The organism is Massilia aerilata (assembly GCF_042656905.1).
GTDB classification, from domain to species: Bacteria; Pseudomonadota; Gammaproteobacteria; order Burkholderiales; family Burkholderiaceae_D; genus Telluria; species Telluria aerilata.
The window spans coordinates 133,946-146,931 of sequence record NZ_JBHSMZ010000016.1; the positions used below are offsets into that span (position 1 = coordinate 133,946).

At 63.3% G+C, this 12,986-nt stretch carries 5 protein-coding genes; 2 read left to right on the forward strand and 3 right to left on the reverse strand.

The annotated features are described in order from the left end of the window. Nucleotides 1-30: 30 nt before the first annotated feature. Together ACFPO9_RS20070 and ACFPO9_RS20075 are read right to left on the reverse strand one after the other, a co-directional pair. Nucleotides 31-3,021: a TonB-dependent receptor gene (locus ACFPO9_RS20070; RefSeq protein ID WP_379773994.1), complete on the reverse strand. Its 2,991-nt coding sequence runs from the start codon at nucleotides 3,019-3,021 to the stop codon at nucleotides 31-33. Nucleotides 3,022-3,644: 623 nt separating this feature from the next. Beyond that, nucleotides 3,645-6,686, reverse strand: a complete 3,042-nt coding sequence (locus ACFPO9_RS20075) for a TonB-dependent receptor (RefSeq protein WP_379773997.1) — start codon at nucleotides 6,684-6,686, stop codon at nucleotides 3,645-3,647. A 639-nt stretch (nucleotides 6,687-7,325) separates the two neighbouring features. Between ACFPO9_RS20075 and ACFPO9_RS20080 the strand changes: the two genes are divergently transcribed. Both ACFPO9_RS20080 and ACFPO9_RS20085 read left to right on the forward strand, forming a co-directional pair. Further along, nucleotides 7,326-8,942, forward strand: a complete 1,617-nt coding sequence (locus ACFPO9_RS20080; RefSeq protein ID WP_379773999.1) for an NAD(P)/FAD-dependent oxidoreductase — start codon at nucleotides 7,326-7,328, stop codon at nucleotides 8,940-8,942. A gap of 2 nt (nucleotides 8,943-8,944) precedes the next feature. Further along, nucleotides 8,945-9,817, forward strand: coding sequence for an EamA family transporter (locus ACFPO9_RS20085; protein WP_379774002.1), 873 nt, complete (start codon nucleotides 8,945-8,947; stop codon nucleotides 9,815-9,817). A gap of 62 nt (nucleotides 9,818-9,879) precedes the next feature. Here ACFPO9_RS20085 and ACFPO9_RS20090 read toward each other — a convergent pair whose 3' ends face one another. Next, on the reverse strand, nucleotides 9,880-12,867 hold the full coding sequence (locus ACFPO9_RS20090) for a TonB-dependent receptor (protein WP_379774005.1): 2,988 nt from the start codon (nucleotides 12,865-12,867) through the stop codon (nucleotides 9,880-9,882). Nucleotides 12,868-12,986 lie beyond the last annotated feature (119 nt).

The window sequence follows — 12,986 nt, forward strand, 5'->3', positions numbered from 1 at the left end:
TGAACCGGGCTCTGACCCCGAGGGAGACAATTACTTGAACTTGTAGTTGTACTCGGCGCTGAACTTCATCGAACGCGGCGAGCTGAAGGCGATCGGCATTTCGTAGGTCGCCAGGCGCTCGGTGTCGCCGTTGTAGATCTCGTTGACCTTGCTGATGGTCTGGCTGTTGAAGACGTTATACACGTCCATGCGCAGCTGCAGGCCTTGCAGGAACTTCGGCTTGTAGGTCAGGTTCAGGTCGAGGGTCTTTTCCCAAGGGAGACGACCCAGCGAACCACGCTCCGACAGCACGTTGTTGTCGGCGATGTCGCCGAAGCAGTAGTGCGCGGCGCCGCCGTAGTTCGGACCGCGGCCAAGCGGATCGGTACCGAAGCACGAGCGCGGACGCCCCGATGCCAGCAGCACGTTGCCGCCGACGCCCCACTCAGGCGTGATGTCGTAGAAACCGAAGGCCTTGATCTGGTGCGTGCGGTCGTTCGGCAGCAGACCATCGGCGCCGATCATCTGCTCCGGATAGTCCCAGGTCTGGGTTGCGCCGATGTCGGTCTGCGCGGTGGAGGTATCCGACAGGGTCTGGCCCTCGGTATTCCCCTTGTTGCGCGACAGGGTGTAGGTCAGGCGCGCCCACCAGCCGTTGCGGTACGGGTGCTCGAAGCTGAAGTCCAGCGCCGCGTAGGTACGGGTCGGCTTGTCGAAGCCCAGCTCGGCCTTGGTCAGGTGAACATTGGTGTAGTTCTTGTTGCCTGCAAAGTCGACCAGGAAGTCGTTGTCTTCACCCGGATTGAAGGTCGCGCAGCCGAAGCCGGCGTAGTTCGAGGTGTCGATATTGTGGGCTTCTGCATACGCATCGAACGGACGCGAATCGCAGATGTCGTCGATAGTCGAGCGCAGCTTGCGGTAGGTGAACTTCACGCCGGCGATGTAGTCCGGGGTCAGCTGTTTGTCCATGCCCAGCGTGATCTCGTCCTGGAAGGCCGGCTTCATGCCCTGCGCGGCGACGGTTTTCGGATCCTTGGCCTGGCCGAACTCGTTGTTGCTCGAGACCGGTTCGAGGATGCGGTTGGTGCCGGTCGGCAGGCCGTTCGCATCGGTGCCGGTGTAGGTGAAGTACTCATAGGTGTACTTCGAGCCGTTGGCGCCGCGCAGAGCCACCTGGCTCGGAATCGGCACGGTGTAGCGGCCGGCGCTGCCGTAGACCTTCAGCGAGCTGTCGCCGTTGACGTCCCAGGCCACGTTCAGGCGCGGCAGCCACTGGTTCTTCATCTCGATGTACTTGGCGCCGTCCTGGTTGGCGTTGTAGAAGCCTTCGCGACGAATGCCGGCGGTCAAGAGCACGTCCTTGGTCACCTGCCAGCGGTCTTCCAGGTACTGCGCATCCTGGCCGGCATAGGCGTTCGAGTAGGTCTGGTAAATGATGTTGCGGACATAGTAACCCTGGGCCGCGATACCGCCGTAGGTGTTCAGCGGCTGCGGCAGGGTACCGCCCGACACGACCAGCGGCGTGGTCACGTTGGTCGTCTTCTGGTACTGCCACAGGCTGCCGCCGGCATAGCCGACGCCGGCGTCCTTGGTCACGATCTTGTTGTTGTCGACGCCGCCACGGATGGTGTGGTTGCCCAGCTTGTATTCCAGGTCGAGGCGCTTCGATTCGACTTCATCGCTCGCGCCGCTCAGCGGCACGGTGCCGCTGACCTTCTGGCCGCTGGTGTAGTTAAAGCCGGGATAGCGGTTGGCCGCCGCGGCCGACACCTGGGCCAGGGTCGGATCGTAGCCGTTCGGCTGGTACACGTGCTCCGACTTCATCTTGCCGTACAGGCCGTTGATGGTCAGGTCTTCGGTGATGTTGCCGATGTAGCGCAGGCTGTTGAACTTGCCGCCGTTGGCCTGGGACGGGCCGAATTCCTGGTGCGTCTGCGTGGTGGCGGCCGAACCGACGGCGCCGGTCGCGTAGTCGTAGGAACGGGTCTGCTGGTCCGAGGTCGGCAGGTCGCCGATGGTGGTGAATTCCAGGCGGTGGTTGTCGCTGATGTTCCAGTCCAGCTTGCCGTAGTAGCGCTTGTTCTTGCTCTCGGTGTCGAGCCAGCCCGAGCTTGCCAGGTTGGTGGCGCTGGTGGCGCCCGCGACCTGGCCGGTATCGGTCTTGGTCTGCTCCAGCGAGATGAAGCCGAACAGGGTGTCCTTGATCAGCGGGCCGCCGACATAAGCCGAGACCTGCTTCTGTTCCGACTCGTTCTGCGAACGGCGGATGTACAGGGTGCCGTCGGTGTCCGGGAAGGCGCCGGTGTTCGCGTAGTAGCGGTCGCGGTACTTGCTGCGGGTCGACTTCGGCACGATCGACGCGTAGGCGCCGGCTTCCCAGGTGTTGGTACCGGATTTGGTGGTGATGTTGACCACACCGCCGATCGAACGGCCGAATTCGGCGCCATAGCCGCCGGTCAGGATCGAGGCCTGGGCAATCGCGCCGAAGGGCAGCTCCATCGAGCCCATGCCGGTCAGCGGGTTGGTAACGGTCATGCCGTTGATGTAGAAGGCGTTCTCGCTGGCTGCGCCGCCGGCGAAGCTGGCGCCGGCCGGGTAGCTCGGGTCGCCGCGGGTGGTATTCGGGGCCAGCTGGATGATGGCGTCGACGTTGCGGGCGATCGGCAGCTTGTCCAGTTCACGGGCCGTGAAGGTGGCGCCGTTGACCGAGTTGGTCACGTCGATACGGGTACGGCGTCCGCTAACCTGAACGGTCTGAACGGCGGCGTTGGCGAAGAAGGCTTCGACTCCCTGGCCGGCAATCACGTCGACCTGGGAGGTGCCGATGGCGTTGCCGCCCTTGGACAGGGTGACGGTATAGGTGCCGATCGGCAGGCTGGTTACGCGGAAGCTGCCGTTTGCATCGACAGTGGCCGTACGGGTCGCGTTCGTGTCATTGCTCTTCAGGACAACGGAGTCGGCGCTGCCAGCGCCAACCTTGCCGAACACTGAACCCGACGCGTTCGACTGCGCCATGGCCGGCTCGACTACAGCAACGGTCAAAGCCGCTCCTCCAAAAGCCAGCGCAATTGCGTGAACTAATACTGATTTCTTCAACATTGTGATTCCCTTATTTTCGATTCGGACCGTTTTTTGGACTGTCCATTTTTAAATCACCACCTAGACCCGTATTGTATTGACAGGTGTATTTATATCTATCAAAATTGGACGCCCGAACTACTTGCCGCCAAAGTTAATGTTTTGCAATAAAAGCATATGTATTCTTTGGGTGTCAATTTGGTTTATGTATCAACACGGCGCCGGCCGCGCCTCTGAACGACGTGCCACCATGGTGCATCGGGCCTTCCAGGGCATGCTGCGCCGCAATATGCTTGCGGCATAAACTCGTTTCGCCGAACAAATTTTTGCCGGTTCACGTGGTTTTCGCAGAACTTAGCAAAAGTTAAAGAGCTTCCCTCCCCTCCCTCGGCCTTTCTCGCCGCGCAATAAATTGGTGCGGCGCATTGCGGCAACTGCCGCATTTCCACGCGCGTAAGTACACAATGGATAGGCCGGTATATACAATTCATGCAGATATCATGTTGGAGCCGTACAACAGATTCCGTAGGCGTAAAAAAAACGCCCCGGCGAACCGGGGCGTTTCGATCGGCTAAATTAAGCGACGATCAGAACTTCTTGTCGTAGGAAACCGACAGACGAACCGAACGCGGCGAGGTGTACGACAGCGGGGTTTCGTAGGTGCTGCGGATACGAGTACCGTTGTTGTAACGCTCTTCCACGTTCTGCACGGTCTGCTTGTTGGTCACGTTGAACACGTCGACGCGCGCCATCAGGCCCGGCAGGAACGACGGCTTGTAGGCCACGTTCAGGTCCAGGTTGATGTCCCAAGGCAGGCGGCCGAGGCTGCCGCGCTGGTGGATGGTGTTGTGCGCAACGTCCGAACCCAGGCACCAGAACGACTGGTTGGCGTAGTTCGGCGAGTCGCCCGGCTGTGCCGAGGTACCGATACAGGTACGCGGACGGCCCGAAGCAGCCAGGAAGTTGGCGCCGGTCATCCACTCCTTGGTGACTTCGTAGAAGCCGTAGGCCTTGATCTGGTGCTCACGATCGTTCGGCAGCAGGCCATAGCCGCCCACCATCAGCTCCGGGTAATCCCAGGTCGAGGTCACGGCGACGTCCGCCTGGCCGTTGTCCGAACGGACCTGGCCTTCGGTGTTGCCGCGGTTGCGCGACCAGGTGTAGTTCACCTTGCCGTACCAGCCGTTGCGGAAAGGATGCTCGGCGAACAGGTCGACCGCCGCGTAGGTACGGCTCGGCTTGTCGAAGCCTTGCTGGGCGGCGGTCAGTGCAACGCGGGTCAGCTTCGACGCGTCGCCCGTGTAGTCCACCAGGAAGACGTTGTCTTCACCCGGGTTGAAGGTCTGGCAGGTATTGCCCCACAGCGGGTTGGTGATCGCGATGTTGTTGGCGGCCGCGTATTTCTCGAACGGACGCACGTCGCAGAAGTCGTCGATGGTCGACTGCAGCTTGCGGTAGGTGAACTTGGCGCCGAAGTTCAGTTGCGGCGACCAGGCGCGCTCGAAGCCGAAGGTGATCTCGTCCTGGTAGGACGGTTTCATGTCCAGGGCGGCGAGGGTTGCAACGACCTTGTCCTGGCCGAACTCGTTGTTACCCGAGAGCGGCGGGCTCAGCTGCACCAGGCCGGTCGGCGCGCCCTTGGCGTCCACGCCGGTGTAGGTGTAGAACTGTTCGGTGAAGGTCGAACGGCCGGCGCCGCGCACCGAGATGTGGGTCGGGATCGGGACCGAGTAACGGCCCAGGGTACCGTAGACCTTCAGGCTGGCGTCGCCGTTGACGTCCCAGGCCGCGGCCAGGCGCGGGTTGATCTGGTTCTTCATCTCCAGGAAGGTGGTGTGCGAGTCGTTCTGGTTCTTGAACGATTCGTCGCGGATGCCCAGGGTCAGCAGCACGTCCTTGGTGACCTGCCACTTGTCTTCCAGGTACAGCGCGCTCTGTTCGCCGTAGGAGTCGGTCACGGTCGAGAACAGGCCCTTGCCGACGTAGTAGCCCTGGGTACCCAGGCCGCCGCCGCTGGCCGGCGCCGGCACGGTGCCGCCGCTCACGCCGATCGGGGTGCCCGGGGTATCGGTACGGTAGTAGGTCCAGGTGCCGCCACCGGCCTTGAAGACACCGGCTGCGATCGAGGCGATCTTCGACTGGTCGACACCGGCGCGCAGGGTGTGGGCGCCGAGGCGGTATTCGCCGTCCAGGCGCAGGTTCTTGACGACGTCTTTCGAACCCGGCGCCAGGATGTTACCGGACAGGATCTGCGGGTTGGTGTAGGTCAGGCCCGGTGCGCGCACCGACGGATCCGACACCGTCGAGAACACGGTCGGATCGTAGCCCACGAACGAGTTCTCGTGCTTCGAGACCGAGCGGCCGTACAGCGCGGTGATGGTGAAGTCCTGGGTGATGTTACCCGTGTACTTCGCCATGTTGGTGACGGCGCCGTTGTCATCGATGTTGCGCAGGGTCTGCTGCGACGCCACCGGGCCGACAGCATTGCCGGACGCGAAGTCGAAGCCGCGGTCGGCGTACAGGCGCTCAGGCGTGTCGCCGATGTTGGTGTATTCCAGGCGGTGGTCGTCGGTGATGTTCCAGTCCAACTTGCCCAGCCAGCGCTTGATCTTCTTCTTGTCGTCACGCCAGCCATTGGTGCCTACCGAAGCCGACACGCGCTCGAGGTTGTCGTAGCCGCGCTTGTCTTCGTTGTATTCGCCGGACACGAACATGAACAGCTTGTCCTTGATGATCGGACCGCCGACGTAGGCGCCGTAGGTCGACTGGGTGCGCTCGTTGTTGTCCTGGCGGAAGCGGATGGTGCCGTTGGTCGCCGCGTTGTACGCCTGCTTGGTGTCCGCGTAGTAGATGTTCTTTTCGCTCGCACGCATGCTGTTCGGCTGGTAGGTCGCGATCGCGCCCGCTTCCCAGCTGTTGGTACCGCTCTTGGTGATGATGTTCAGCACGCCACCGATCGAACGGCCGAACTCGGCGCCGAAGCCGCCGGTCAGCACCTGCGCCTCGGCGATCGCGCCGTACGGCAGCTGGGCCGAACCCAGGCCGGTCAGCGGGTTCACGACCGGGAAGCCGTTGATGTAGTACGAGTTTTCCGATGCGGCGCCGCCGCCCATCGACGAGCCGCCGGTGAAGCGGGTGTCGACGCGGGTGGTGTTCGGGGCCAGCTGGATGATCGCGTTGATGTTGCGGGCGACCGGCAGTGCCGCCAGCTGGCGCGCATTGAAGGTTGCGCCGCCGCTGGTGCTGGTGACGTCGATGGTACGGCGCTGGCCGGTGACCTGCACGGTCTGGATGCCGGCGGCCGGGGCGAAGATCGCTTCCGAGTTCGCGCCGATGGTGGCGTCGACTTCGACCGACGAGACGACGGTGTCACCGCGCATCTGCGAAACTTTGTAGGTGCCTGGCGGCAGTGCGGTCGCCTGGAAGCGGCCCTGCGAGTCCGGCGTCAGGACGCGGCGCAGGCCGGTTGCCGGGTTTTCGACGACGACCTTGACGTCGCTGCCAGCGTGGCCGTAGATGGCGCCGGTGGCATTCGACTGCGCCATCGCGGGGGTCATCGTGGCAACGGTCAACGCAGCGCCGCTGAATGCGAGCGTCAATGCGTGAACTAAAACGGTTTTCTTGAGCATGTGATTTCCTATTTTTGGGTATGACGTTTCAATCACCAAACACTACAAAGCAAACTAACTTTTCTCTTTTATTCACCCAAAGGCGAAGCCGTATCCTTATTTCGGTAAGGATATGTACGCACATAGGAACATAACGTTTCTGCAAGTGTCAATTGCTCCAAGACATCATTCCACACCCCAGGGACACCGGATATCCATGCACCATGACGATGCAAGGGCATACGCACAATTGTGTGGCGCAGCAATACAAATGTGACAAGCTGCTCAAAAAAGCATCATGCAGCAAAAAAACTCAATGGAATCAAGTCAATACATACGAGCCCATATTGACATCATGCGTTTTGTATTTATTGCACTGCGTCATATGTATATACATCCTGCTTATATCGGGAAATAATGCACAGTTATGGTGCACTGAAGATTTTTGTCATTAATTTGTCAACCGTTGGGTCTGTGCAACGTCAAACCCCATGCAGCGGACATAAATTCCTCCCTCTGCGGTTGCCGCCGGCGGACAAGGCGGACGGGGTGCGTGTCCGGGCGCGCGGACATTCCCGGCGTGGCCGCCTTGCAGCCCGCCGCGCCGGGTTACAATAGAAGGTTGAACCGACCAAGCGTTTGCTAGCCACGCCTCCTACCATGCTGAGAATTGCCGAATTAAAACTTCCCCTCGACCATCCGGAACCCGCCTTGCGCCAGGCGGTGCTGAGCCGCCTCGGCATCGCTGAAGACGAGCTGATCGACTTCACGGTATTCAAGCGCAGCTACGACGCCCGCAAGCGCAGCGCCATCGTGCTGATCTATGCACTGGACGTGCAGGTGAAGAACGAGGCGCAGGTCTTGAAGCGGCTGCAGCACGACCGCCAGATCGGGCCGGCGCCCGATACCGGCTATAAGTTCGTGACCGCTGCGCGCCCGGCGCCGGGCGAACCGCGCCCGGTGGTGGTCGGCATGGGCCCGTGCGGCCTGTTCGTGGCCCTGATCCTGGCCCAGATGGGTTTCAATCCCATCGTGCTGGAGCGCGGCAAGGTCGTGCGCGAGCGCACCGTCGACACCTTCGGCTTCTGGCGCAAGCGCAAGCTGAACACCGAGTCGAACGTGCAGTTCGGCGAAGGCGGCGCCGGCACCTTCTCCGATGGCAAGCTGTACAGCCAGGTCAAGGACCCGAAGCACTACGGCCGCAAGGTGCTGTCCGAGTTCGTGAAATCGGGCGCGCCGGAAGAGATCCTGTACGTCAGCAAGCCCCACATCGGGACGTTCAGGCTGGTGAAGATGGTCGAGCAGATGCGCGCCGAGATCCTGTCGCTGGGCGGCGAGATCCGCTTCGAGACCCGCCTGGAAGACGTGCTGGTCGAAGGCGAAGGCAACAGCCGCCAGGTGGTCGGCGTGCGCCTGGCCTCGGGCGAGGAAATCCCGACCAGGCACCTGGTGATGGCGATCGGCCACAGCGCGCGCGACACCTTCCAGATGCTGTACGACCGCGGCGTCTATATAGAAGCGAAGCCGTTCTCGATCGGTTTCCGGGTCGAGCACCCGCAATCGCTGATCGACGCCTGCCGCTTCGGCCCGAACGCCGGCAACGAGATCCTCGGCGCGGCCGACTACAAGATCGTGCACCACGCCTCGAACGGCCGCAGCGTGTACAGCTTCTGCATGTGCCCGGGCGGCACCGTGGTCGCCGCCTCGTCCGAAGAAGGCCGCGTGGTCACCAACGGCATGAGCCAGTACTCGCGCAACGAGCGCAACGCCAACAGCGCGATCGTGGTCGGCATCACGCCGCAGGACTATCCGGGCCACCCGCTGGCCGGCATCGCCTTCCAGAGGGAACTCGAATCGCGCGCCTTCGTCCTCGGCGGCAGCAACTACGACGCGCCGGGCCAGCTGATGGGCGACTTCGTGAAAGGCCGGGCCTCGACCGAATTCGGCGCCGTGATCCCATCCTTCAAGCCGGCCGTGCACCTGACCGACCTCGCTCCTTCGCTGCCGGACTACGCGATCGTCGCCATGCGCGAAGCTTTCGTGGCTTTCGACAAGCAGATCAAGGGCTACTATAAAGAGGATGCGGTGCTGACCGGGGTCGAGACCCGCACTTCCTCGCCGATCCGCATCAAGCGCCACGACGACAACCTGCAAAGCCTGAACACGCGCGGCCTGTATCCGGCCGGCGAAGGCGCCGGCTATGCGGGCGGCATCATGTCGGCCGCGATCGACGGCATCCGCGTGGCGGAAGCGGTCGCGCTCTCCATGGCCGGCTGAGCGTGACAAGCCAGGCCCAGGTCCAGGTCCAGCCCGGCGCCGCCCTGCCGGTGCTGGCGATCGCCGGCGCCATGGTGTCGACCTATGCCGGCGCGGCGTTCGCCAAGCAGTTGTTCCCGCTGGTCGGGGCCGAAGGCGTGGTCGCGCTGCGCGTCGGCCTCTCAAGCCTGCTGCTGTGCGCCTTCACCCGGCCCTGGCGCACCCTGCCCTCGCGCGCCGATTTGCCCTGGCTGCTGCTCTACGGCCTGGCGCTGGGCAGCATGAACCTGCTGATCTACCGCGCCTTCGCGCGCATCCCGATCGGCATCGCGGTATCGATCGAGGTCATGGGGCCGCTGGCCGTGGTGCTGCTGTCCTCGCGCCGCGCGCGCGACTTCGTGTGGGTGGCCTGCGCGGCCTTTGGCCTGTGGCTGCTGCTGCCTTTGACAACCGGGACCGGCGCGCTCGACCCGCTGGGTGTCGCCTGCGCCGCCGGCGCCGCCCTGTGCTGGGCGCTGTACATCGTGTTCGGCAAGCGCGCATCGACGGCCGCGGGCTCCGGCACCGTGGCCTGGGGCATGCTGGCGGCCAGCGTCTTCATCGTGCCGATCGGCGCCCACTACGCCGGCGGCGCCCTGCTCTCGCCCGCCGTGCTGGCGGCCGGCCTGGCGGTGGCCATCCTGTCCTCGGCCGCGCCCTACACGCTGGAGATGATCGCCCTGCGCAAGCTGCCGCGGCGCGTGTTCGGCATCCTGGTCAGCGCCTCGCCGGCGGTGGCGGCGCTGGCCGGCTTCATGGTGCTGGGCGAGCGGCTGTCGGGCGTGCAGTGGCTGGGGATCGCGCTGGTGATCCTGGCCTGCGGGGCGACCGCGGCCAGCGCCGGCGGCGCGGAATAAAAAACGCCGCCCGAAGGCGGCGTTGTCGTTCGGCCGCCCGGAAGCGGCCATGTCACGCTACATCAGAACTCGTAACGCGCCGAGAAGCGCACCGAACGCGGCGTCTGGAAGCCGGTCGGACGCTGGTAGTTCTGGTTCAGCGTGCCTTCCCCGACGGTGTCACGCGAGTAGTCACGCTGTTCGTTCCACTCGGTGACCTTCTGCACGTTCAACACGTTGAAGATGTCGGCCTGCAGCGTCAGTCGGCCATTCGCGACCTTCGGCAGGTAAGCGACCTGCAGGTCCAGCATGAAGTTCCACGGCGTACGGCCGGCGGTGCCACGGTTGTGCAGTACGGACTGGCCTTTATCGTTCAGGCAGTAATACGACGATGCCGTGGTGTAGCCTGCGGCATCCGACGCATCCGGGGTGTAGTCCGGCACGAAGCCGATGCAGCTGGTCGGGCGGCCCGACTGCAGGCTGCTGTTGAAGCCCAGGCGCCATTGGTCGTTGATGGCGTAGTTGCCGTACAGCTTGAACGTGTGGCGGCGGTCGTTCGACAGGTAGCCGTCGGAACCGTTGGTCAGCGAGGCGAAGTCGAAGTCCTGGGTGATGCCGGCGTCTTCCTGGTTGATCACCGAGTTGACGTAGCCTTCCGCGGTGCCCCTCAGCTTGGCCCAGACGTAGGAACCGTACACGCCCCACTTGCCGTCCCACGGACGCTCGAAGGTCAGCTCGAGCGCCTTGTAGACGCGGGTGTACTTGGCCAGGCCCAGGTAGCTGTTCGGGACAGTGGCCCGCTGCAGCTTGCCGCTGCTGTCCAGGTCCATCATCAGGGTGACGTCATTACCCGGATTGACGATCATGCACTGCGCCATCTCGCTGGAATCGAAGTCCTTGTAGCCCTTGTCGGCCGCCCATTTTTCGAAGCCGATGTGCGAGCAGTAGTCGTCCATACCGTTGTTGATCTTGCGGTAGGTCGCCTTCATGCCCATGGTCCAGCGCGCCGCGAGGGCCTTCTGGAAGCCGAGGATGACTTCGTCCTGCGACATCGGCTTGAGGTTCATGTCGGCGATGGTGGCCGGGTTGGCCAGGCTGCCGTCGCTGACGATCTGCGGGGTGCCGATGTCCTTGGCGGACAGGCCCAGCGGGCCCTGGGTGCGCGGATCGCGGCCGGTGAAGGTGTAGAAGCGCTGCTCGAACAGTTCGCCCTGGGTGGCGCGGATGTTGGTGTTCGAGGCGATCGGGATGTAGTAGCGGCCGACGTTACCGTACACCTTCAGGGTAGCGTCGCCGTACACGTCCCACGAGGCGCCGATGCGCGGCGCGACCAGGTTGTCCTTCTTCGCGAAGCTGATGCCGTCGCCGTTGCGGTTGTCGAAGGATTCCGAACGCAGGCCGGCGTACAGCAGGACGTTCGGGACCACTTTCCAGTTGTCTTCCAGGTAATAGGCCTTGTTCTCGACGTCGAAGGCGCCACCGGTCGAGGTCGACTCGCGCCGGCGCACGTACTGGCCACCCGGCGCCACCGCGTTCGGCACGCCGTTCACGGTGCCGTTCGCGCTGATGAAGTAGCGGTAGTAGTAGCCGCCCGAGTAGGTCGAGCTGCCGGCCTGGATCGAGGTGAACTTCTGGTGGTCGAGGCCGGCGCGCAGGTTGTGGCTGCCCAGCGTGTAGTCGACGTCGAAGCGGTAGGCCTTGCGCTTGTCCTCGTCGTCCGGTGCGTTCAGGGCGCGCACGGCCGGGCCCGGGAAGGGCTTGGCCCAGCAGCCGATCTCGCTGGCGCCGTCGGTCTCCAGGATGACCGGGCAGTCGAGGCCGGCCTGGCGCGCGCCGGTGGTCTTGGCCAGCTTGTCACGCACCTTGCCGGCCAGGGCCGAGATGGTCAGGTTGTCGGTCAGGTAGCCGGTGTACTTGGCGATCAGCACATGGCCGCCCGAGGTCTGGTTGCTGTAGGCCGGGTCGCCCTTGTGCCAGGTCAGGTTCTTGTCTTCCGGGTGCACCGCGAGATCCTGGTTCCAGTCGGTGATCTCGGTTTCGTGCCGGTTGTCGATGCCGGTGAACTCCAGGCGGTGCATGTCGGTCGGCGTGAAATCGACCTTGACCATGCCGTTCGGGCGCTGCGAACGGGTGCGGGTGCTGCCCGCTTCGCGGAAGGTGTCGGCCGTGTCGTGACGGCCTTCCAGGATACCGAAGATGAACAGCTTGTCCTGGATGATCGGTCCGCCGGCGAACACGTCGTACGACAGGTCGCTCTCCTTGCGCGGGGCGTTGAACACCGTGTAGCTGTTCGGGCTCTGCGGATTGAGGTCCGCGACGTTCTTGCCCTGCGAGCGCAGCGAATCCGGCTCGTAGAACATCGCGCCGCCGGCCTTCCAGGTGTTGGTGCCGCGCTTGGTCGCGATACTGATGATGCCGCCCAGCGAACGGCCGTATTCGACGCCGTAGCCGCCGCTCTTCATCTGCTGCGCGCCGATCGCGTCGAAGGGCAGGTTCGCGTAGGACAGGAAGTTACGCAGGTTGGTGACGTCGAAGCCGTTGATGTAGTAGCCGTTCTCGGCCACCGACGCGCCGCTGAAGGACGGCAGGTTGCCGGCGCCCAGGTCCGGGTCGCCGCGCACCACGCCCGGCGCCAGCTGGGCGACCATGTTCACGTCGCGCGCCACCGGCAGCGCCGCCATCTGGTCGGCGGTGAACACGGTGCTCGATTCGACGGTACTGACGTCGATGCGGCTGCGCGTGCCGCGCACCACCACCCGGGTTGCGTCCTGCCCGACGAGGTCGACGCTGGAGCCCGAACCGATGTTGACGGTGACCTCGCGCTTGACGCCGCCCGATTCCACCGAGTACGCACCTGGCGGCAGCTTGTTGGCGCTGAACTCACCACGGGAATCAACCGTGACCTGGCGGCTGGCGCCGTTTTCGGTACTGGTAATGGTGACCTTGTCGCCCGGCTTGCCACGGCCGTAGATCGAGCCTTCGGAGCTTTGTGCGTAAGCGACGGATGCGATCATCATGCCCACCGCCACCGCGGCGGCACAGCGCTGGAAACGCGCAGACTGCAGTTTCATACTTTCTCCCTAAAGTACAAGCAATTGTTATGAAGTCATCATTGCAAATATGCAATTTGACAAACTCAACTGAAACATATGTATAAATAAATTGTCAATATATATGTACAGACAAGTAG